Below are 22,564 nucleotides of genomic sequence, written 5' to 3' on the forward strand. Positions count from 1 at the left end.
GAAGCCGTTCCGCGGGCGCCGCTGGGGTCACATCAAGCCCATCGGCATGGGCATGAGGAGCTGATCGGCGGTGCGCTTCTGGGCGTCGCCGAAAGAGGCGTAGAGCGGGTCCAGCGCCGTCTTCACCTTGCGCAGGGCCTCGAGGCGCGCGGCTAGCATGCTTTCGTGCGCCTCAATCCGCTTCGGGAGGGTGGCGGCCGTAGCGCCTTGCCCGGACATCATCTGCTCCTGCATGGCGGACATCATTCCCGTCATGCCCCGGGCATTGGTACGGAGCGCCTCGGCGAACGCGTCCCATAGCGGCTGCTGCGCGGCGGTGATGCCGAGCTCGGCCCGGAGAAAAGCGATCCGTCCCTCGATGCGGGCCGGGGCCATCATCTGGGTCATCATGCCCATGGGCCCCGTGCCTCCCATTCCGCCTTGCTGCTGATCCTGAGCGGGGGTCGCCGCCGGAGGCTGCGGCATCGGCATGGGGGCGTTCGACTGGGGCGCCGCAGGGGACGGTACGCCCGCCGGATGGTGCGCATCCTCGGCGAGGACGGGCGTGGATGCGATCAGGGCTGCGCCCAAGGCGATGGCCGTCATCAGGTTGGGGGACTTGGTCATGATCTTCCTGCTCCTCTCATGGTGCGGCCGCGGCCGCTCTCTGGTTAGGGATGGTGTCCGTCGTGTGCGTCACGGGTGGGCCGCCATCGGCGGATCCGGTTTCGATGGCGATCCGGGCCGGGCGTGATTGGCCGGATACCGGAAGCGCAGCCGGTCCGCCGTAGGCCGCGTCGAAGACCCGTTCGAAGAAGGCGTTCCGCAGCCTGCGTCCGGCCTCGATCGTCTCGGCAACGCCGTCGGCGAAGCGGGTCTCCTGGACCTTGAAGGGATTGTCGGGCGCGGCCGGATGGCGATGCGCACAGATGCGTTCCGCAAGGAACTGAATGCCGCGCATCCAGGGAATGAAGCCCTCGGAGAGGAGATACCGGCTGGTGCGCATCGGATGCAGCCATTGGAGGGTGGCCGCGGACCACGGCGTCGTGACCGCCTGGACCCAAGGGCTCACGAAGGTGCGGTAGAGCCGCTCGTTGGTCTCGGACAGGTCACGCACCCGCTCGAACGCGGCGCCGGCGCGCGTGAAGCGGATGTCGGAGACCTGCCGCTCCTCGAAGCGCACTTCGAAGGCATCGGCCGTGCAGTCCGGGTCCCGCGTCGGGTTGTCGATCCTCATCTCGTAGAGACCGGGCGGCAGGGCCTCGATCCGAGGCAGGTTCTGGAGGATCGCCCGATGCTCGAGGCGGGCGACCTTGGCGGAGACGAAGATGCCGAGGTGCCCGACATGAGAATTGACGAGATAGACGATGCGCTGCCCCGCCTCCTTCAAGTCCCGCGTGTCGGCATAGACGGCGGGTATCCAGCCCAGCGCCTGATGGGGTGGCGTGATGTTGTCTCCGTAGGAGGCCAAGATCACGAGGGGGTTGCGGTGCGCCGGAGGTCGGCATGGCATCCCTCGCAGATCCAAAGCCGTCCCTGCTCCAGCCGATCGCCGACGAACAGGTTCTCGACGATGGCGAAGATCTCCTCTCGGGAGAGGAAGAAGAACCCGTTCCACCATCGTGCAAAATCCAGGAATCGATCCCGCCCCGTGTCGATCGCGACGTAGAGGTTCGCGTATTTCTCCCAAACGGCCTCCGGCTTGAGACCCTCGAAGTTCTGGACCAGCCATGCGCCGTCGAACCGGCCGCCGCCGAGATCGGCGAGCAGATGCTTGAGCCAAGTGCCGCCCTCGAACCCGGCCGCGATCCGCATCGGGTTCACGCCGGGCTCGCCCGCCCAGTAGGACAGCGGGGTTCCGTTCAGGACCGTGGGACCGGTCAGCCCGGCGCAGTCGGCGGCGAGGAGGGTCACCGCCCATCCGGCCTGGCAATTGCCATAGAGGATCGGCGCGGTATCGGGATGGCGCTTCGCCACCTCCTCCACGAACCGCCGCAGCGCATGGAGCACGTCGGCGAGCGTTTGCCCGGGCATGGGCTCCGGCGTGAAGGCGACGAAGTAGACCGGATGGCCCTGGTGCAGGGCGATGCCGACCTCCGACTCCAGCTTGAAGCCGCCGATGCCGGGACCGTGCCCGGCCCGGGGATCGAGGATCAGGACCGGAGGCTTCGACGGATCGAGGCAGTCATCCAGGCAATCGTCCCCGGCCGGGGTCACCCGCAGGAGCAGGTAGTTGACGGGCTGCTCGAACCGCCGGGCATCCACCAGGACCTCGTAGTCGAAATCCAGCAAGGGCGGCTTGCCCGCGCGCTCGTGCGCCAGCATGTTGTCGGCCCGCTGCCGGAGCGTGTCCCAGAACAGGACCGACCGCTCGCCCGCGTCGACGACATAAGCCAGGAGATCGCCAAGGATCGCGCCTGGGGCCGAGCGGGCATCCGGGGCCGGAAGCGCCCGGCTCTCGCCAAGCACAGCGGCGCCGGCCGCGGGACGGCCGAGAAAATCGCTATAGGTCATGTCGATATGCTCGTTTCCTGTCGGCTTGCGGCCGACGTCGATCCGAGGGACGCCCGGAGGCGCTCCCGCCAGCTACGTACGAGACGGCTTCAGATCAGGAACGAGGGGGATCGAGGCCCGGCGGGACGGCAAGGCCCGCAAACACACGATCCGACGGCAAGGGATGATGGCCGAGGAACTTCAGGTGGAGGATCGCCCCGTCCTCGGTTTGGACCGTGATGCTCCAGACGCTGCATGCCAAGTCGCAGCAGGCTCCGTGGTCGGTCATCCCTACCTTGCCGTCATGGTCATCGGCAACTGCGGCGCCGTGGTCGTCCGCAACAGCAGCGTGGGGAGGAGCATCCTCGGCATGGTCATGGCACTCGACCGGCATGGCGTGGGCGACCGGGGCGAGCAGCATCGCCGCCGCGACCAGCATGGCCGACAGCAACTTCACGTGCCCGATCGCTCGCCTGAAGCCGATCATGTTCCTGGCCTGTCCTAAGGAAACCTTACACCATCCTAGCATCTCGTGGAACGCGCGCCTTGATCGGGATCAACGGTCGCCAGGCATGGCGGGCGCCAATCGGCATCCCCCCGCAGATGTCCTGCCCGATGTAAATGAAGAACCGATCGACTTGGTGCAGCGAGGCGTCAGTTAACCCATGATCCGCGATCGATTCGGTCGGAGGCGACGGGGCGTGATGTTCACCGACGGCGTAATCCTGCTCGCGATCCTCTTCGGCGTGATCGCGGCCCTTTACGCGGCCGTGGGTCAGGCGGGAGCATCCGGGTATCTGGCGGTCATGGCGCTCTTCGGGGTTGCGCCCGCGGTGATGAAGCCAACCGCCCTTGCCCTCAATCTCCTGGTCGCAGCGATCGGGACTATCCAGGCGCGCCGGATGGGCCTGTTCTCCTGGCGCACGTTCTATCCGTTCGCCGTCCTGGGATTCCCGTTCTCGCTCATCGGCGGCGCCGTGCATCTTCCGGCGAACATCTATTATTCGGCGGTCGGGGAGATCCTCCTGCTGTCGGCGGCTCAGATGCTGCGCATGGCGAGGGGAGCATCTGAGCGCCCGTCGGCCACCCCCGCCGAGCCTCCTTTCCACGAGTTGCCGCCCAACGGACAGGGCATCGCCACCCTAATGACGCTGGGCATGCTGGACGCGCTGGGGGTCGGCACCGCGCCGGTGGAGACCACCCATCTCGTCATCGAGGCCACGAAGCTGGCGCTGGCGGACCTCGACGAATTCGTCGGCGATCCCGACACCATGAGTATCGACCCGCGCAGCCTCCTGGACCCTGCCTATCTCGCGGAGCGGGCGAAGGAGGTGGACCCCGGCAAGGCGGGCCTGCCCAGCTTCAAGGGGCCTAAGCCGGGTGGCACGGTCTATCTCTCGGCGGCGGATGCGCAGGGGAGGATGGTGTCTTTCATCCAGTCCAATTACATGGGCTTCGGCTCCGGCGTCGTGGTGCCGGGTACTGGCATCAGCCTGCAGAACCGCGGCACCTCCTTCTCGCTGAAGCCCGGACACGCCAATCAGGTGGGCCCACGCAAGCGCCCGTTCCACACCATCATCCCCGGCTTCGCCATGGACGCGGCCGGCGCGCCGCTCATGTCGTTCGGCGTCATGGGCGGGCCCATGCAGGCCCAGGGACACACCCAGATGGTGCTGCGCACGCTGAAATATCGCCAGGGCCCCCAGGCCGCCGCCGACGCACCCCGCTGGCGCGTGGTCTCCGGTCGCAAGGTGGCGGTGGAGCCCAGTGTCGGTCCGGAGCTGCTGGAGGGCCTCAAGGCGCTGGGCCACGAGATCGTGGTGGAGCCGCCCGAGGCGGTCTTCGCCTTCGGCGGCGCGCAGCTCATCCTGAGGGGCGAGGACGGCGCCTATGTGGGTGGCTCGGACAGCCGGAAGGACGGGCAGGTGGCCGCCTTCTGAGGCAGCCATGTAGCTCGAGAATCGTGATTGGCAGGCGTCGGAGCACACGATTCCAGCCGCCGCGAGGCGATCTAACTTGCCGCGCTGTTCGCCCAGGGGGGCGAATTCGCCTTCGTCATCTATGGGGCGGCGGCGGCCGTCGGCATCTTCGAGCCGCAGGTCAATGCCGTGATACGCTTCAAAACCGGCTTCCCTGAGGAAGGCTGCTCTCTTCGATGACTGCCTTACCGGAAGCAACAATCAACCGTATCGGCGGCCATCGATTGCGGATGTAATGGGATAGCTTGATGCCGTCCATTGTCCCCGGCATCTGCACGTCAGTGAACACCAGATATATCGGCTCTCGACTCCAGCATCCGAATTGCCTCATCGGCGCTGTCGGCCTCTAGCGCCGCGTAACCCGCAGATCGCACAAGGTCGACAGCACCCATTCGGATGATCGGGCTGTCTTCGACTACGAGTACGACTGCCTTGCCGTTAAACATTCACTGCTCGGGTTGTGTAAGCCGAGGAGCTTCGCCGGCTCCGGCGTATTATCATCGCCAGAGATCGCCGTCTTTTGCGACGACTGAGAATTGATCACTCACAAATGAGACCAGCATCGGTCGGGCATTCGGCTATGGCGATGAGTCCTCGCTCGGCCGATGGGGAAGGTAGCATCGCGATCGGCCTCGTCCTCGAGCGGAAAGTCGATCCAAGCAACTTCCTAAACTTGAATTGGGGTGATCGCCAGAAGGAGATCGCCCGGCTGGAGGGCAAAAATGAGCTATGGACAATGTTCGGAGCGAACGGTGATGAGTTCCATAAAATCAGGTCTGATCTCGAAGCTGACGGTATCAATATTCTGAACACTGGCGGTTTTGTTTCGACGCCGGAATCGCGGACAATCTGGATTGACGTCAACGCGGAGCAGTTCACGCGCATATTTGGAACAGACCTACTGGTGCTCGGCAACGACAGCGACGGCGACAAGATGTTCTTCTGGCAGGGCACGCTTTCGACCAAGCCTGATTGGAACATCGCCGGAGAGCAGCGATCTGCGATAACCGGCCTGTGGCTGGACAGTGGGGAGATGCCCATCATTCAGAACCTCCACTCCGGAACACCGGTTGACCCGCCGCAGGGGCCGCAGAGCATCGGTAACCTGGATACGGGCGCTTCTGCCCTTTGACCGTACGAAATTGCCGAGATTTACAATTTCCCCCTGAGGGATCTGTCTGTGGCTGCGAGCTTGTGAATCCACGGCCTAGTGCGACGCCGCCCGCCGCCCCCGCGTCACCTCAGCGCCCCTTGCCGAGCGGTTTTGCATTCTAGGAATTTCCATGGCTTACGCCATCGGCACTATGGCCAGGCCGCTATGGCGTCTAATCAGACCTTCCGAAAAATGGACGCCACCACCGCCCTCTGAGGTGGCCTTTTCGGCATAGGAGGGCCGGCATGCCTCGTCTGATCAACATGGTGCGCAAGCTCGTGCCGCGAAGAAAAGCCGATAGCTGGGCGTATGGAATTGGGAAGTGATGAGCCTAGCCGACGCGGGGGAGCCGGCTAGGCTCATCGAAACCCGAAGGGTCCCCGGGGGGGAGGACCTGCAGGGAAATAAAAGATAACAAACCAAAATCCAACGGGAGATGAACGACATCACCCACGCGAAAAGAGATCGATAGGGGAGCGAGGAGGCTGGGCCGGTTGCTGATCTCGGTCCAGCCCCTCCGCTTCGGCCGGTGGCTGACCAGTCCGAAGGCGGAGCCCGCAAATTATTTAGCAACGCCGACCCTGCCAAGGTATTGAATTTGCTGATCGATACCACGCCGGATGCAATTTTGAGTGGCATGAGCCGGGCGGGCTGAGCGGCACGCAATTGCCGCTCAGCCCTGGACTCGGAAACAAGGTGCCAACCCGTCGGTTTGGGTCGGCTCGTGAATAATCGTTCATAACGCTGCGTCACGCCACCTGGGCCGTCTCACGGGCGCCGCTGGCAAAGCTTCAGGATTACAAGAAGCGGATGGGCTGGATTTTCCCCTGGGCGTCCTCCCAGGGCGGTGACTTCAATTACGATTTCAACGTCGCCTTCACCGAGGAGCAGCAGCGCGAAGGGTAAATCGAATACAATTACCGGCGCAACGGCCATGCCATGGATCTGGTGCCGGTCCCTCCGCCCGTCGCCGAGTTCGCGGCCAGTTGCGGAACCGACGCGCCGCCCTTTACCCGCGATCGGCCCGGCCTTTCCGCCTTCGTGCGGGAGGATGGCGTGATCTATCACACCTACTCCGCCTATGCGCGCGGGCTGGACACCCCTCTGGGCCTCCTATCAGTGGCTCGACCGCGCGCCCAAGGGGCGCAACGAGACCGGCGTCTGGTGGCGCCGCCACGATGAATACGCCCAGCTATGAGCCGGGCTGCGCGCATCGTCGCCCGGCGATGCACGGCTTTCGAAGACGCGTGCGAGCGCGCCTTCCTCGGCATGTGGGCCGTGATGATGGTGGCGATGATGCTGCCATCCCTGACGCCCATGCTCCGGTGCTATCGACGGGCCGTCGGTGGGCCGCATCTCGGCCTCCTGACCTTGCTGGTGGGGGCCGGCTACTTCCTGGTCTGGATCCTTGCGGGACTGGTGGTTTTTCCGCTGGGCGCTGCGCTGGCAGCGGCGGCGACGCAGCAGCCAATGCTCGCGCGTGCGGCTCCGATGGCAGCTGGTGTGGTAGTTCTCATCGCTGGCGCTCTCCAGTTCAGCGCTTGGAAGACACATCGCCTTGCCTGCTGCGGTGAAGCGGAAACCGCCCATGTACTCCCGGCCGATGGCTCCACAGCCTTGCAGCACGGCCTGCGCCTCGGCATCCGCTGCATCAAATGCTGCGCCAACCTGATGGCGATCCTCCTCGCGGTGGGCGTTATGGACCTGCGTGCGATGATCCTTGTGACGGCCGCTATCACCCTCGAACGCCTCGCCCCGACTAGGCTCAGGACCTATTAATTGGGATTGAGATGTGATTCACAGCCTCCGTTTAGGAGGCTGTGATAGGTGACGTGTTCCTGCTGAGCGAGCGGCAGATGGCGCGGATCTCGCCGTTCTTTCCCTTGGCCCGTGGGGTGCCGCGGGTCGATGACCGGCGGGTGGTAAGCGGGATTGTCTACGTGATCCGCGATGGGCTGCAGTGGAAAGATGCGCCGAAGGACTACGGCCCGCACAAGACGCTGTACAACCGTTTCATCCGCTGGAGCCGGCTTGGGGTGTTCGCCCGCATCTTCGCCAGCCTCGCCGGCGAAGGGCCGAGACCCGAGCGGATCATGATCGACGCCACGCATCTGAAGGCCCACCGGACGGCGGCGAGCCTGCTCAAAAAGGGGCTGTTCCCCGCCGTATCGGGCGCACCAAAGGCGGATTGAACTCCAAGCTCCACACCGTCTGTGACGGCGAGGCCCGGCCGATTATCATGCTGCTCTCGGAAGGCCAGATGAGCGACCATAAGGGGGCTCGCCTGGTCCTCAATGCCTTGCCACCGGCTGCCAGCCTGATCGCCGACCGGGGTTACGACAGCGCCTGGTTCCGGGACGCGCTCGCCGCCAAGGGTATCGCGCCCTGCATTCCCTCATCGCGCAGCCGCAAGCGGCCTTTGCCTACGACAAGGTCCTCTACCGCCAGAGGCATAAGGTCGAGAATCTTTTCGCGAAGCCCAAGGACTGGCGCCGGATCGCCACCCGCTACGACCGCTGCGCCCACACCTTCTTCTCAGCCATATGCATCGCAGCCACAGTCATCTTCTGGCTCTGATTAGTGAGCCCTGAGCCTAGGTGGCGCATGGCCCGCGCCGTCGGGGTCGGCGCAGTCGGAACGGGCTTGATCCTGATGGCGCAAGCAGCCGGGGTCGGATGATCGATCCGAAGTGCAGGCTTTCACTTGGCGACCGAGGCGATTGAGCCGTCTCGTGCGGCTGTCTTGCCTGGTGGAGCTTCATACAAAGACCAATGACTTTCTGTCGGTGACACGGAGGCCGCACGCGCGATCGCCCTGCATGCGATTCTCCACGGCTTTCCACTAGCTAGCGTAGCAGCCAATCCTCATCGTAGGCATTGCCGCAGGTGGCAGCGGCCCGACCAATCATCGCCGTCGGGCGCCAACTACATTGCCTTTGCAGGTCGGGTGTCGGGAATTGGACAGCGGTTCTCGCGCGCGCAAGCGAGTACGCACGCGTGAAATACCATCCACTGTCCGTTTTTGTCCCTGGGTGTGGGGGGATCTCTAGGCCGCGGTTGCCTTCCGCCCCCGCTTCGCCGGCACAGCCGCCTTCACCACAGCATTTCTCCGCTGCTGGCCGAGCCCCATCTTCTTGGCGAGTTCCGACCGCGCCGCCGCGTACGCCGGAGCAACCATCGGATAGTCGGCTGGCAGGTTCCACTTAGCGCGGTACTGCTCTGGCGTCATGTCGTACGCCGTCCGCAGATGACGCTTTAGAGACTTGAACTGCTTGCCGTCTTCCAGACAAATGATGAAATCTGGGGTGACGGATTTCCTGATTGAAACCGCCGGCTGCTGTGGTTCCGCTGCAGCTGCGGGGGCCGATGAAAGCCCCTTCAGGGCCGCATGAATGCTGCCGATGAGTGCCGGCAAATCAGACGCTGCAACGGAGTTGTTGCTCACATACGCCGAGACGATATCCGCCGACAGGCCAATGAAGTCGTCACTCTCCATCTTAATCAATTGAGCTTCCATTTGAATCACCTAACCGTTGCTGTCAATTCGATCAGAGAAGGTATTAATAGAATTTGCGACAAATGCAAGGCGCCTGGAATATACATTCTCGAACATTCTAGAATGTAGATTTGCAGGTCTCAGCGAAATCAGCAATTGGCGCGTGACAATGGCCCTCACAATCCTCTGATCAGCGGAACATCTTTGCCAATCTGCAGTTCTGTCGGCAAGCGGAAGTCACGATACGAAGTGACTGCCGTTCTCAACATTGTCGAAGAACTAGGAGCCTGCGATGGACGTGAAGGGTGAAACCTCCAACCTAATCTCTGGCGACAAGGTCTCAGGTACGAACGTGTACAACGCTGCTGGCGAAAAGCTGGGATCGATCTACGACGTCATGATCGAAAAGCAATCCGGAAAAGTCGCATACGCCATCATGTCGTTCGGCGGATTTCTAGGCATAGGCAACGATTATCACCCGCTGCCTTGGTCGACCCTGAACTACAACGTCCAGCAAGGTGGCTATGTGGTGAATCTCACGCGTGAACAGCTGGAAGGGGCGCCACATTACGCCGAGAGCGAGCCGCCCACTTGGGATCGCGACTATGAAACGCGCGTTCACGACTATTATAGGTCACGTCCTTATTGGGACATGTAGCGGCCGGCTACGCCGCATCACGACGGCTTCGATCTAGTCCCACAGCCCCGCCGACTCACCGCCGTGCGGGGCTTCCCGGGTCTCGAACGGGTCGTTTCGCCCGTCACGACCGATTACAATTCCGACAGCTGCTTCGCCTGCTGAACTGTCGCCAGACACTCTGTCTCCTCGCCCGCCCGATCAAAGCCTCGCGCGCGTTCAAGTGCGGCCGAAGCTTCAGCCGCGTTGGCCTGGACGGAGGGGCGACCACTTTGCGCTTGATCGGCGGCCGTCGGCTGTCCCTGGGTCTGACGGCGGACATCTTCAGGTGAAGTCGCCTTTCCTCGAGCTTCCTGGGTCATTCTACCGGTCGGAGGATGCTGCTGCGTGTCGGTCTGCGCCGGGGTTCCAGCCGGCATGGTGCCCCCCGCTGTGGGGCCAGAGCCAGCGTCCCGCGCAGATATTGCTTTCGTGAGACTTTCAATTTCGCCAGTGCATGCGCCCGCCTGCGCGGGGCCACTCGGGTGAGCAAACAGGCTGCACACCGCCGCGATATAGATTGCCGATTTCATAATTGCCGCTCCTGTTGCTGGGGGACGACTGAGCCACCTTAGATCGGCATGAAAAAACGCTCACGCTGGCATTGATGTTCCTTTTGGTTCCGCCGGCGGGGACGGCCTACGACACGACGCCGGACGCGTATCGCGCCAAGTGGAATTTACCCGCGGACTATCTGATGGTGGCTCCTAACTATGCGGCGGCGCGGTCGAAACTCGCCAAGCAGATGGGGCTCGGCCAGCAGCGCAAGAAAGCGGCGGAAGCCAAGCCTGGAAGGCGACGTCAAAGCGGAGTAAGTCGTCCTGAGCTTTCTGGTGGTCGATCGGCGCCGCCGATATCGGCGCGCTTCGGGCATTCTGCGCAATGTGAGCAACATGATTCCGGGTGTCTGATATTTCAAAAATTTTGAGACGACCCTCAAGTATAAATAAATCAATAACTTGTGTGTCTCATATTATAGTCTTATAAGTCGAGCGTGATTTTCGGCTGCGCACGTGTATCGACAGATGATCAGTCTCTAGAAGCCCAAATCGAACATCTCAAGGCAGCCGGATGCGAGGCGGTATTCTCCGAAACCGCCAGCGGTACGAAGACAGAGCGGCGAGAGCTTCGCAATTGCATCAGCAAGCTCAAGACCGGTGATATCCTGATCGTCGCTCGCTTGGACCGTCTGGCCCGCTCTACTCGGGACCTGCTCAATGTGCTTGCCGAAGTTAGCGATCGGGGAGCGGCTTTCCGATCAATCTCGGATAGTTGGGGATACCACAACGCCACACGGCCGGTTGATGCTCACCATCCTCGGCGATCTGGCCGAGTTCGAGCGGGAACTGATTCGATCCCGCACAGGTGAGGGGCGGATTCGGGCAAAGGCACGAGGCATCCGATTCGGCCGCAAGCCCAAGCTATCGCCGGGTTCCAGCCTTAAAGCACGGTCCCCCGGTCCCGCCGCGCCGGTTCGCTTCCGCCTCACATGATGGTGTCGTGGATGGCGGGGGACACGAAGTCCATCTGCACCAGGAGGTCGTTGAAGTCGCGATCGCCCCCGCCGTAGAGGTCCTCCCACCCCCAGGTATTGAGGCCGTAATTCCACACGTGGTTGACGCTTGCGCCGTTCGCCTGCTCGTTGGCCTGCAGGAACATGTAGAAGTCGTGCCCGCCGGCAGAAAGGCGCATGGCGATGAGATCACCGGAGTCGACACCGGTGATGGTCGCCTCGCCATACTGGCCGTAGCCGGCGCCGGAGACCCAGGTAGCGCCCATATCCGTGAGATAGGCATGGGCGCGGCTCGCCGCGTCATAGCCGGCATCGCCCGGCCGCAGGCCGTCCACGGTACCGAAGTCATCATCCACGGCATAGAACATGAGTTTCACGTCCTGCATGCCGCTCTGGCGCAGGCGCACGAGCATGTCCTGGTCATCGGTGCCGCCCAGGGTCTGCGCGTGGGTGACGAGGCGCGAGACGTTCACCGCGTTGTCGCCGTCTGCGCTCGCGTAATCCATGAGGCCGAACGGGCTGGTGAGACCCGCATGCGGGGCGCCCGCCGCCATGCCGTCGATCTTCATCCCAAGCCGCGCGCCGTCCGCCACGTCCGCCTGATGGGCGTTGGCCTGCGCATGCCCGTCCTGGGCGGTGATGGTCGAGGCGGAAAAGTCTGACCGCAGGGCCTTCAGCGCGAACTCCCGTGACCAGACCCCGTCCGCCGGCACGCCACTGCCGAAGGCGGCCGCCGTATCTCCGAGCTGCAGCTCCACATCGTGCCCACCGGGCGAAACCGCCTGGAAGAGGAGGCTCTGATCGCTGGCGCTGAGCCAATCCCCCGCGGTGCCGGGCGAAACGAGGCCGGGGGCGGTGTCGGACAGGCCGACGGCGAGGGAGGCGAGCGTGCCGAGCAGCGCATCGGCGTCGCTGATGTGGGCATCCTCCAGGACCCCCGGCGCAACCACCGAGAGGATGGAGACCAAGGTCTGAGGGTCGCCGACGGAGAGGCCATGCTCGCCCAGCACGTCCTTAAGCTGTAGCAGGACCGATAAAAGAACCGCCGAACTGGTGACGATGGCAGAAGCTTCGGCCCCCGCGGCATCGGCGACCGTGTAGCTGAAGATGGCCGGCCCGGAATGGCCTTCGGCATGGGTGAAGATAAGCCGTCCGTCCGCCGTCAGCGTTACCATGCCGCCGTCCACCGCAGCGGAGCCGCCCGCGACGATGGCATGCCCGCCTATGGCGGTGATGTGCAGGAGGTCGTTGTCCGGGTCGCCGTCATTGGCCCGCACATCCACCGCTACTGCCCCTCCGTCCTGAGGCATGGTGAAGACATCGCCATGGGCGAACGGGGCGCGGTTGACCGGCGTCACTGGCGGCACGGTTATGGTGCCCGAGACGGCGCCGGTGTCCGTCAAGCTGCCATCGGAGACGGTGTAGGTGAAGTTGACCGGCCCGTTATAGCCAGCGGTCGGAGTAAAGGTGAGGTTGCCGTCGCTCCCCAGGACGATGATGCCGATGATGTCGCCGAAACCGTCATGGAGGGTGACTGGAGCGTGGGCGAAAATGTCCATGCCGTTCACCTGGGTGACGGTGAGGACGTCGCCGTTGGCGTCGGTGTCATTGGCGCGCACGTCGAAGGTGACAGGAATGTCCCGGACGGTGGTGAAGGTGTCGCCAACGGCCACCGGACGCCCGTTCACCCTGATGGAGACCGTGCCATTGTCCGTCAGGCTGCCGTCGGAAACGGTGTAGGCGAAACTGTCAGCGCCGCCGAAGCCTGCATCCGGCGTGTAGGTGAAAGTGCCGTCCGCATTCACCACGACGGTGCCGTGCTGCGCCTGCCTGAAGCGCGCATAGGTCAGCGCGGATCCCTCCGGATCGCTCGCGCTGAGCGTACCGGTGATGATGGTGTCCTCGCTGCCGCTAAAGGACCCGTCCGTGGCGACTGGCGCGTCGTTCACCGGCGTGATCGCGAACGTGAAGGTTTCGCCCGTGATCGTCCCGCCCGCATCATCGCTGACCGAGAAGCCGAACTCATCGCTCACCGTCTCCCCGCCGTCATGGACGTAGGTGATGCGGTTGGTGTTGATCTCGCGCTGCGTGAGGGTTGCGCCAAGGCCGAGCGCGACGCCGTCGCGCATCAGCGTGCCGTGGGCCGTCGCCGTCGTGATCGTGTAGGTGAGCTGGGCGTCGGTGTTGTCGGCGTCGTTGACGTCGAGGAGTGCGGCCGTGATTGTCGTGCTGCCGCCCTCGGCGAGTGTCGGCGCGGTGTTGGCGCTCAGCACGGGTATGTCGTTCACGGCCGCGACGGCGATGTCCGCGGTGTCGCTCGCGATCAGCGCGCCGCCGCTGCCGGTGTTGCCGCGGTCATTGACCAGCAGCGTCAGCGTCACATGGGCTGCCGGGGTATCGGAAGTGTTGAGATAGCTGAGCGTACTGGAGGCGTCCGCATTGAACAGCGCGTTGATCTGCGCGAGCGTGCCGGTGATCGTGACCGCACTGCCGCCGCTGCCGCTGACAGTCGCGCCGCTGCCGCCTGCGGTTACGTCCAGCGAGCCTTCACCCACCGACAGCGTGACCGTCACGACGCCGAGATTGCCGTCGACGTCGTTGACGGAGAGGCCGCTGTTCTTGAGCGACAGCGTCGTCTGCTCGGTTGCCGCATAGCTTGTGGGTGCGATCACGGCGACCGGCGCATTGTTGACCGGCGTGATATCGATCGTGGCCGTCGCGGTGGTGCTCAGAATGCCGCCGATGTTGCTGCGGTCGTCGATCTTCAGCGTCAGCGTGGTCGCGAGATCTGGATCATCGTTGTAATTGATGTAGCTGAGCGTATCGCTGGCAAGGAACGCGTCCAGTTGCGCGATCGTGCCGTCGATCACCAGCGACGATGTGCCGTTGCCGGATACGATCGTGACGCCACTAGCCCCCACGGTGGCATCGAGCTGGCCCTGCCCCACCGAGAGCGTGATGCGATTGATGGCGCCCACGTCATCGGCGTCCGCGACCGAAAGCCCGGTGCCGGCGAGCGTCAGGGCCTCGCGTTCCGTCGCCGCATAGGTCGCGATCGCACGCGTCGCGGTCGGGCCGCCGTTCAGCGCGATGGCGACGTATGAGCCGCCGCTGCCATCCGCTGTGGTTTGCGCGAGATAGGCGCCGTAGGCGGCGGTCGGATCGAACTGGAAGGTCTCGATCGTGCCGCCATAGGTCACGGTCAGCACGTTGTCCGCGTCGAAGAACGCGGTCGTGCCCGCGCCGAAGCCGGCGAGATCGAGCCTGTCGTCGGTGTTGAAGCCCTTGATGATGTTGTCGATGTCGATGTCGGCGCCGAGATGGAGCGTGCCCTGCGCGGTCATTGCGAAGGTGATGGCGCCGCTGCCCGCGCCGGTGTCATTCATCAGCGAGAGTGTGCCGCCTTTGATGGTGACGCCACCCGTGAAGGTGTTCGCCGCCGAAAGCGCCAGCGTGCCGAGGCCGTCCAGGATGAGGCTGGCCGCGCCGGTGGTCGTCGCAATCGATCCCGCCTGGTCAGCGATGACCTCCGAGATCGTGAACGTTTCGCCCGTTGCCGGCGCGAATGTCAGGCTCTGGTTGCCCTGCAGGAAGAGGCCGGAGCCGAAGGCCGAGCCGTTCTGCGCGCCGTCACCGCCCCCCAGTCCGGCCGTGACCGCGCCGCCATCGATCGCGCCGTCGCCGCGGATCGTGAGCGAGCCGCCTTGCTGCACGAACACCGCGCCACCCGCGCCGAGGCCGCCGCCGCCGCCGCCGGGCGGATATTCGCCCTCTGCGATATTGCCGCCACTGCCAGCGCCCCAGCCGCCGGCGCCACCAGATAGGTTATAGAGGGGGGCCCAGCCGCCGCCACCGCCACCGAACGCGCCGTCGATCCCCGCGGCTAACACCCCATTGGCGCCCATGCCGCCGCCGCCGAAGGCCGCGTCGCGAAACACACCGGCCTGCAGGTCAAAGTACGCGCCGCCGTCCGCACCGTTGAGGCCGCCACCGCTGCCGATCGGGCTCGCCCAGTCCCAGTAATAGTCCGGGCCGAAGCCGTGCGAGCTTCCCCCCGCGCCGCCGACCGCCTGGTTGCCGGCGAAATCGACAGTGTCGAGCGTGACCGATGCGCCTGCGCCGACGAACAACGCGCCCCCGAGGCCCGCGCCGCCGCCGCCGGCCGCGATCTGATCGTTGTAGGAACCGGACTGGCCGGTGCCGCCCGCGGTCTTCATGTGGCTCAGCGTCAGGTACTCGACCGAAACAGTGCCTGAGAGAATCGTCAGGCCGCCGAAGGCATCGGCGCCATCGAGCGTCTCGTCGTGCCCGACGATCGAGAGACTTGCCGAACTCAAGAGCTGGATGTGCGCCAGACTGCGGTCGAGCGTGAAGCTGTCCTGAATGTCGAAGATGTAGTGGCTGTTCGCCGCCGAAGCCCCGCCGCCCGCATTGATGAGCGCGACAGCGGCGTTGAAATCCTCAGCATCGGCGATGACGAAAATGTTCGACACATCGCGCGCCGCGCTGACGTCGCCGCGCGAGTCGTACGGCGCGCCGGTCAGGCTCGTGACGTTGCCTCCCGTCAGGACGAGCTGAACGGATCCGATGCTGTCGTTGTCGGTCACGGTGCCGGCGGTCACCGTCACCAGGTAGTGGGAGGCACCGGTCTGCGTGATGCTGGTGATGGTCGCCCCGGATATACCGTTGGCGACGATGCTGAACGCGTTCGCGTCAACGCCGGTCACGCTGCTCGAGAACGAGACATTGAACTGGATCGTTTGTGTGTGCACATCCGCCGCGACCACGGACATGGTGGCGGTCGGCACGGGGTTCGCGCTCGCGGCGAAAACATTGTCCACCAGCAGCGGGCCGGTGCCGGTGTTTTCGATCTCGATGCGGATCGGCTGATCCAGGTTGGCAATGCCGACGCCGTCGCTGGTGAACGCGATATGTACGGTCGCTCCCGGTGCGATCGACGACGTATCGAACGTCTGCGTGTCGATCAGCGTGCTGCCGGCATAGACCTTCACCACGCCCGTGGTCGGCGACGTGTCGTCGAGCCTGCGGCCGATGTCGAGCGCAATGTCGTAATTGTTGTAGTCGCCCGGTGCGGCGAACGACTGCGACATGCTCGCGCCGCCGCCAAGCGTTGCGACGTTCGACCCGAGCCCGCTGGAAACCGCAGCGGTGGGCGCCAGCGTGCCGACGTTGCCGCTGCCGGTCCAGCCGGACGGGGCGGTCATGGTGTGATTGCCGTGCACGGCATCGACGACGACGCCCGCGGCGCCGGTGCTGAGGTCGACCGCCTGGAAATTGCCGTCGGTCAGAAGGTTGGCGAACGTGATGAGCGTGCCGCCATTGCCGTCTGAGACCGCCTCCAGTTGCGAGGCCACGAGGCCGCCGAGCGGATCGAATTCGAGCGTGACGGTGTCGGTGCCGTTGCCGACGGTCAGCACCCTGTCGGCGCCGAATGAGAAGGTTGTCGCGGCGCCGAAGCCGACGAGGCGGATCACGTCGTCGGAGGTGAAGCCTGAGATGATGTTCGCCGTGTCGATGCCGGCGGCAAGTTCAAGGGCACCCGATTTGTTCGCGCCGAAGGCGATGCCCCCGGTGCCCGCGCTTGTTGCGGTCGCCAGCGAGAGCGTGCCGCCATTGATGGTGACGCCGCCACCGAACAAGTTGGCGGTGGAGAGGACCAGCGTGCCACGCCCGTCCAGCACGAGCCGTCCGTGATCATATTGGTCGTCGATCTGGCCGGAGATGGTCTGGACCGCGCCAGCCTCCGGCGCGAGGATCAGGGGCCGGTTGTCGGCGAGGAAGATGCCGGCGCCGTACTCACCGCCAAAGCCGCCGCCATTGTAACCCAGGCCGTGGGTGAGCGATGCCCCGCTGATATCCAGGTCTCCGGCGATGGACAGGCTGCCGCCGTCCTGCACGAAGATCGCGCCGCCAAAGGCGCCACCGCCGCCGGAACCGCCGGGATCGGCCCACAGACCACCCGTCGTGCCATGGCCACCGCCCCATCCATTGATTCCGCCGCCGGCTCCGCCTGTAATAAGTGCCCCGCCGCCGATTTGAGAACCATTTCCCCCTGTGAACGTCGCGCCGGGAACGCTTCCCGCGGCGCCGAAGCCAGGTCCCCCTTCCGAGAACTGACCACCGGAAGAGCCGTTGCCGCCAACCGCCGCGGTGCCGCTGAAGTTGACATCGGACAGCACGGCAGACGCGCCGCTACCGACGAACAAGCCGCCGCCGACCCCGGCGCCGCCGCCGCCATTCCCGCCATTATAGTTGGACGCATTGTCGCCGCGCGCGACGGTGTTGTGGATGGCGATGTCGTTGATTTCGAGCGCGCCAGATGTAATTTCGAACGACCCGAAAGCGCTGGCGCCATCGATGGTGAAGCCGCCACCGTTGATGGTGAGCGAGGCTGAGCTTAGGAGATTGATGGTGTCGAGGTTGCTATCGAGCGTGAAGCCGTTCGCGAAGTTGAACGTGTAGTGCACGTTCGCGATGGCATCGGCGCCGCCGGCATTGATCGATACCAGCGCATTGTTGAAGTCCAGCGCGCTCGCAATCTCGTAAGTCAGCGGCCGCATCGGGCTCGCCAGCACATTGTCGAGCAGCACTTGTCCGCTGCCGGTATTGTCGATCTCAACCCGGATTGGCTGCGCGAACTGCGCTTCGGCGAGGCCGTTCGTGGTCAGCGTGAGATGCGTCACCGCGCCGGGGGCAATATTGCCCGTGTCAAAGCTTTGCGTCCCGATGAGATCGGAGCCGGCATAGACCTTGATAATGCCGGTCGTCGCCGCTGTCGCGTCGAGCCGGCGGCCGAGATCGAGCGACACCTGATATTGGTAGAAATGCGAGGCCTGCGTGAAGGTCTGCCACAGGCTCGCGCCGCCATCGAGATAGGCGACCTGCGAGTTGGCGAAGTCGGGGGACACGGCGGCGGTCGGCGCCATGGCGCCGACGCTGCCCGTGCCTGTCCAGCCGGACGGCGCGGTCGCGGTGTGATTGCCGTGCACGGCATCGACCATGACGCCTGCGGCGCCAGTGCTGAGATCGACCGCCCGGAAGGTGCCATCGGTCAGCAAGTTTCTCAGCGTGATGAGCGCGCCGCCAATGCCATCAGATGTCGCGCTGAACTGGGATGCATTGACCGTGTGATCGAAGGTCAGAAACTCGGTCAGCGTGCCGTTGGTCACCTGCAGCACGTTGCTGTTCGGCGCGACGTAGAATCTTATGGATCCGCCATAGCCCGCAAGATCGATCGCGTCGGTCATGTCGAAGCCGACGATGGTGTTGCCGACGTCGGCGTTCGCCCCGATCGCGAGCGTGCCTTGCGCGCGCGCCGCGAAGTTGAGCGTGCCGTTGCCCGCGGCCCCTGTCGCCAGCAGGGCCAGCGTGCCTTCGTTGATGGTGGTCGCGGCAACGGAATTGCCGGCCCCGAGCGCAAGCGTGCCCGGGCCGTCGAGAACGATGGCGCCGCCGGTCTGGATATAGATGGAGCCGCCGATCGTCTGGGTCTCGCCCACCTCGGGCGAGAAGGTCAGCGTCTGATTGCCTTGCAGGAAGATGCCGGACCCGAGGCCCACGCCATTGCCGTCGTAAAGGTATGTAATGCCGGTGCCGCCGATCGCCGACCCGCCCGATATGGCGGCGCTGCCGGTGAACGAGAGGGTGCCACCCTCCTGCACGAAGATCGCACCGCCAAGACCGGCGCCGCCGCCGGCGCCACCATAGCCAGCCCCGCCGCCGAATTCGCTGAATTGAGGGGGAGCACGGTATGGAATCTGGTCACCGCTCCCGCCAGCGCCGCCGCCGAAGCCACCGGCGGCGCCGACGCCCTGGCCGTCACCACCGCCACCGCCGAAGCCGCCGGGAACGCCGCCCTGGCCGAGCACAAAGCCGGCCGCGCCGCCCCCGCCGAGAAAGCCGTTCAGCTGCCCGCCCGCGCCGCCGGGCCTGCCATAGATCAAGTTATAGCCGTTGCCACCGATGGCCCGGTTGCCGTCGAACCAGACGTCTCCCAGCTCCACCGCGGCTTCGGCGAACACCAGCAGGCCGCCGCCGAAGCCGCCACCGCCGCCGCCACTGCCGTAGTGGCTCGCCTCGCCATCGCCGCCGCGCTGGGTGGTGTGCACGATCCCCAGACCGTCGATGCTGATGTTGCCGGACCTTGCGACGAAGCCGCCATAGGTGTCGGCGCCGTTCATTTCGAAGCCGTTGCCGTTGATGACTAGCGTCGCGGCGGCGTCGAGATTGATCGGGGTGAGCTGGCGGTCGAGGATGAAGCTGTTCAGGAATTCGAACGTGAAGGCCGGCGTCGCGGTCGCGCGATCGCCGCCCTGATTGATCTCTGCGAGCGCGGCGTTCAGATCCTCCGCATTGTTGATGAAATAGGTGGTCGAGACGATATTGCCCGCACCGTCCACCACCTGCTGGGAGAGAATGCGGCCGGCCCCCGTCAGCGCATCGATGGCCGCCGCATGGGACGCGATGTTGGCTGCGGTATCGACGATCGAGAACGGAACGGCAGGGTTCGCGGCGATCGCCGCCGCGTTCGCGGTCAGGTCCGCGGTGGTGATGCGCGGGCCAAGGATCGCGACATCGAGCGTCACGTCGACCGTATGGCCGGTGCTGTCCTGCACCGTGTAGGTGAAGCTGTCGTGCTTCACACCGGTCTGCTGAAGCACCCCGGCGTTGGGAATGTATTCGTAGCTGCCGTCCGCGCTGAGACGCAGCACGCCGAAGCTGCCCGCCATGTAGCCACCGACATTGGCGGCGCTTCCCTCGAACGAGAGAATGGCGACGCCGTCGCCGTCATAATCGGGTGCCGACTGGGTAATGTGGCCGACATACGAGGCTATTCCGGGGATCACCGCGATGTTGGTGGTGTCCGGAACACGGTTGATGGCGACCTCGATCTGCATCGGCGCGGTGGCGTTCAACGTGCCGTCGTCGATGCTCCACGAAAGATGGCGCTCTGGCCGTCCGCTCGTGGCGGTGTCGTGTCCCGTGTCCCGATAGGTGACCGAGGCCAGCACCTGCGCGTAGTGCGCGACGGTGTCGGTGCCGGACAGCGTCAGAACGCCGTTCGCGTAGCTTGCGGTGATCGTGGTGCCGGCGGTCGCCGCCGCGAGGATATCGCCCGCCTTGAAGTCCGAGATCCATACCGTCGCGCTGTCGAGCGTGCCGAGGGAGCTGGTGATCGCCGGCGCGCCCGAGAGCACCGTCACGGCCGCGCCGCCTTCGATCGCCATCGTCGCGCCCGCGACGGAGATCGTCGGCTGGTTGAGCAGGTTCGCGCCGGCGGCGACCGCATTGTCGATGAAGATCTGCGCTGCGCCGGTGTTCTGGATCTCGATCCTGATGGGCTGGCCGAGGTTGGCGGCCAAAATCTCTCCGCTCAGGAAGAGATGCATGACCGTGCCGGCGGATAGCGACGTGGTGTCGAATGCCTGCTGAGCGATGAGGTCTGAGCCGGCAAAAATCTTCACCACGCCCGTGGTGCCAGCCACATTGGTGCGGCGGCCGATATCGACGGCAAAATCGTAATTGCGATAGGTGCCGACCTGATTGAACGTCTGCGAAAGCGAGGCGCCGGCGTTGAGATAGGCGACGTTGTTGTTGCCGTCGGCGAACGCCGCCAGCTGGCTGGCGACAGGCGCCTGGGTGCCGGTGCCGCCGCTGCTGACCCACCCTGTCGGCGCGGCCTGGGTATAGTTGCCGCCCGCCGCGTCCACCGTCACGCCGGACGCGCCACTGCTCAGGTCGGTCGCGTCGAAGTCGCCATTGACGAGCAGATTGCCGAGCGTGACCGTGGTGCCGCCGCTTCCGTCCGACGTCGCGACGAAATGCGTGCCCGTATAATTGCGCGTGGGATCGAGATAGATGGTCCGCGTCGCGCTGCCATTGGTGACGCTCAGCACATTGGTGCTGTAGTTGAAGGAGAGCGACGTCGCGCTGTAGCTCGTGAAGCTGAAGGCGTCGCCGCCGTCGAAGCCCTTGATGATGTTCGCCGGATCGACCGCCGCGCCGAGGCGCAGCGTGCCGTGGTCACGCAGCGTGATCGCGCCCGAGCCGGCCGCAGCGCTGTTCAGCAGCGACAGCGTGCCGTCATTGACCAGGATGCCGCCGCCGAACAGGTTCGCGGCCGAGAGCACCAGCGTGCCGTAGCCGTTGACCACCAGCTTGCCGTAGCCGTAGCCCGCGCCGCTGAAATAGCCCTGATCCGCGATCGTGTCGCTGATGGTCTGCGTCACCCCGGCCGCTGGCGCGAAGGTCAGGCTCTGGTTGCCCTGCAGGAAAAGGCCGGAGCCGACGCCCATGCCGGCCGCGGCCTGCATGGATGCATTTGAGCTCGTTTCGGGGGTGGTGTATCCGCGTGCGCCGCCCGTCGCGGACCCGCCCGAGATGGAGCCCGCGCCGGCGATGGTGAGGTTTCCGCCTTCCTGCACGAAGATGGCGCCACCGGCGCCGAGGCCGCCGCCGCCGCCGCCCGGGCTCCGGTCCGCTCCGAGGGCGTACAGGCCGCCAATGCCGCCGCCCCACCCGCCCTGGGCGCGATCGGAGACGTAGGGATAGCTGAGCGGGAAGCCGCCGCCGCCGCCGCCGCCGAAGCCGCCATCACCTGAGGGCTGGCCGCTATAATCATTAGTGCTGGTGCCCGAAATTGCGCTGCCGCCGCCGCCGTCGCCAAAGGCGCCGTTCGTGGCCGCAGGCGTGAGGGCACCGACGCCGTTCAGCTGTCCGCCGCCGGCGAAATGCGGCCCGCCGGTTTCGGTCGGCCACGTCCGGGACGCATCGCCGCCATCGCCGCCCACCGCCCGGTTTCCCGAGAACGAAACGGTGTCGAGCGTGACGTTTGAGCCGGCGGCGACGAAGAGCCCCCCGCCGAGCCCCGCGCCGCCGCCGCCCCCGCCATTGGTAGGATTACCACCGACGGCATTGACCCACATCTTGCCGTCTTCGCCGTCGCCGCCGCGCTGCACGGTGTTGGCGATGGTCAGATGGTCGATGCTGACGCTGCCCGACATCACCATGAAGCCGCCAAACGCATTGGCGCCATCCATGGTGAAGTTGCCGCCACGGATCGTCAGGCTTGAGGCGGCAAGGAGGCTGATCGATCCCAGCGCGCGGTCGAGCGTGAAGCCGGTCAGGAAATTGAACGTATAGGATGTATTGGTAGCCGCGCTCGCGCCGCCGCTGCTGATCTCGGCGATCGCGCTGCTGAGATCAGCAGCGCTTGAGATATTGAACGTGGTGGTCACGCGTGGGGCCCAGCCTGT

General features: G+C 65.0%; 9 protein-coding genes and 6 pseudogenes. 9 read left to right on the forward strand and 6 right to left on the reverse strand.

Going from position 1 to position 22,564, the window contains the following annotated elements; genetic code table 11:
* Window positions 1–27 precede the first annotated feature (27 nt).
* From ABLE91_RS26150 to ABLE91_RS26160, 3 genes and pseudogenes are all read right to left on the reverse strand, one after another.
* Entirely contained in the window at window positions 28–606 is a 579-nt protein-coding gene (locus ABLE91_RS26150; protein ID WP_348935475.1) for a Spy/CpxP family protein refolding chaperone, read from the reverse strand.
* A gap of 16 nt (window positions 607–622) precedes the next feature.
* Window positions 623–2,493, reverse strand: a pseudogene (locus tag ABLE91_RS26155) (DUF3141 domain-containing protein).
* A 94-nt stretch (window positions 2,494–2,587) separates the two neighbouring features.
* Window positions 2,588–2,959, reverse strand: a complete 372-nt coding sequence (locus ABLE91_RS26160) for a hypothetical protein (protein ID WP_348935476.1) — start codon at window positions 2,957–2,959, stop codon at window positions 2,588–2,590.
* 217 nt (window positions 2,960–3,176) lie between these two features.
* Between ABLE91_RS26160 and ABLE91_RS26165 the strand changes: the two genes are divergently transcribed.
* Window positions 3,177–4,412 carry a TSUP family transporter gene (locus tag ABLE91_RS26165; protein ID WP_348935503.1) on the forward strand — a complete coding sequence of 412 codons (1,236 nt, stop codon included), beginning with the start codon at window positions 3,177–3,179 and terminating at the stop codon, window positions 4,410–4,412.
* 178 nt (window positions 4,413–4,590) lie between these two features.
* On the opposite strand, the pseudogene ABLE91_RS26170 reads toward ABLE91_RS26165, so the two are convergent.
* Window positions 4,591–4,897 (reverse strand): annotated as a pseudogene (locus ABLE91_RS26170) (response regulator).
* 140 nt (window positions 4,898–5,037) lie between these two features.
* Here ABLE91_RS26170 and ABLE91_RS26175 point away from each other — a divergent pair.
* The 5 genes and pseudogenes from ABLE91_RS26175 to ABLE91_RS26195 all read left to right on the forward strand — a co-directional run bounded on the left by ABLE91_RS26175 (window position 5,038) and on the right by ABLE91_RS26195 (window position 8,181).
* Window positions 5,038–5,583 (forward strand): hypothetical protein, encoded by a 546-nt coding sequence (locus ABLE91_RS26175; RefSeq protein ID WP_348935477.1) that lies wholly within the window; start codon window positions 5,038–5,040, stop codon window positions 5,581–5,583.
* 550 nt (window positions 5,584–6,133) lie between these two features.
* Window positions 6,134–6,259, forward strand: coding sequence for a hypothetical protein (locus ABLE91_RS26180; protein WP_348935478.1), 126 nt, complete (start codon window positions 6,134–6,136; stop codon window positions 6,257–6,259).
* 107 nt (window positions 6,260–6,366) lie between these two features.
* Window positions 6,367–6,802, forward strand: a pseudogene (locus ABLE91_RS26185) (DUF899 family protein); the annotation flags it as partial.
* Window positions 6,799–7,383: a DUF2182 domain-containing protein gene (locus ABLE91_RS26190; protein ID WP_348935479.1), complete on the forward strand. Its 585-nt coding sequence runs from the start codon at window positions 6,799–6,801 to the stop codon at window positions 7,381–7,383. The pseudogene ABLE91_RS26185 and the gene ABLE91_RS26190, both read left to right, overlap by 4 nt.
* A gap of 44 nt (window positions 7,384–7,427) precedes the next feature.
* A pseudogene (locus ABLE91_RS26195) lies at window positions 7,428–8,181 on the forward strand (IS5 family transposase).
* A 468-nt stretch (window positions 8,182–8,649) separates the two neighbouring features.
* Here the strand turns inward: ABLE91_RS26195 and ABLE91_RS26200 are convergent.
* Window positions 8,650–9,120: a Ros/MucR family transcriptional regulator gene (locus tag ABLE91_RS26200; RefSeq protein ID WP_348935480.1), complete on the reverse strand. Its 471-nt coding sequence runs from the start codon at window positions 9,118–9,120 to the stop codon at window positions 8,650–8,652.
* Between the two features lie 271 nt (window positions 9,121–9,391).
* Between ABLE91_RS26200 and ABLE91_RS26205 the strand changes: the two genes are divergently transcribed.
* From ABLE91_RS26205 to ABLE91_RS26215, 3 genes and pseudogenes are all read left to right on the forward strand, one after another.
* Window positions 9,392–9,757, forward strand: coding sequence for a PRC-barrel domain-containing protein (locus tag ABLE91_RS26205; protein WP_348935481.1), 366 nt, complete (start codon window positions 9,392–9,394; stop codon window positions 9,755–9,757).
* Between the two features lie 652 nt (window positions 9,758–10,409).
* Window positions 10,410–10,703, forward strand: a pseudogene (locus tag ABLE91_RS26210) (MucR family transcriptional regulator); the annotation flags it as partial.
* A gap of 66 nt (window positions 10,704–10,769) precedes the next feature.
* A pseudogene (locus ABLE91_RS26215) lies at window positions 10,770–11,268 on the forward strand (recombinase family protein).
* Here ABLE91_RS26215 and ABLE91_RS26225 read toward each other — a convergent pair.
* Window positions 11,261–22,546, reverse strand: a complete 11,286-nt coding sequence (locus ABLE91_RS26225; RefSeq protein ID WP_348935484.1) for an Ig-like domain-containing protein — start codon at window positions 22,544–22,546, stop codon at window positions 11,261–11,263. The pseudogene ABLE91_RS26215 and the gene ABLE91_RS26225 sit on opposite strands and share 8 nt — an antisense overlap.
* Window positions 22,547–22,564 lie beyond the last annotated feature (18 nt).

Source organism: Aquabacter albus (assembly GCF_040049275.1).
Lineage (GTDB): Bacteria > Pseudomonadota > Alphaproteobacteria > Rhizobiales > Xanthobacteraceae > Aquabacter.

Bases quoted from the DNA above. Each gene is read 5' to 3' on its own strand.
- ABLE91_RS26165 (WP_348935503.1), top strand. From the start codon at position 3,177: ATGTTCACCGACGGCGTAATCCTGCTCGCGATCCTCTTCGGCGTGATC.
- ABLE91_RS26160 (WP_348935476.1), bottom strand. From the start codon at position 2,959: ATGATCGGCTTCAGGCGAGCGATCGGGCACGTGAAGTTGCTGTCGGCC.
- ABLE91_RS26190 (WP_348935479.1), top strand. From the start codon at position 6,799: ATGAGCCGGGCTGCGCGCATCGTCGCCCGGCGATGCACGGCTTTCGAA.
- ABLE91_RS26200 (WP_348935480.1), bottom strand. From the start codon at position 9,120: ATGGAAGCTCAATTGATTAAGATGGAGAGTGACGACTTCATTGGCCTG.
- ABLE91_RS26150 (WP_348935475.1), bottom strand. From the start codon at position 606: ATGACCAAGTCCCCCAACCTGATGACGGCCATCGCCTTGGGCGCAGCC.
- ABLE91_RS26205 (WP_348935481.1), top strand. From the start codon at position 9,392: ATGGACGTGAAGGGTGAAACCTCCAACCTAATCTCTGGCGACAAGGTC.
- ABLE91_RS26175 (WP_348935477.1), top strand. From the start codon at position 5,038: ATGAGTCCTCGCTCGGCCGATGGGGAAGGTAGCATCGCGATCGGCCTC.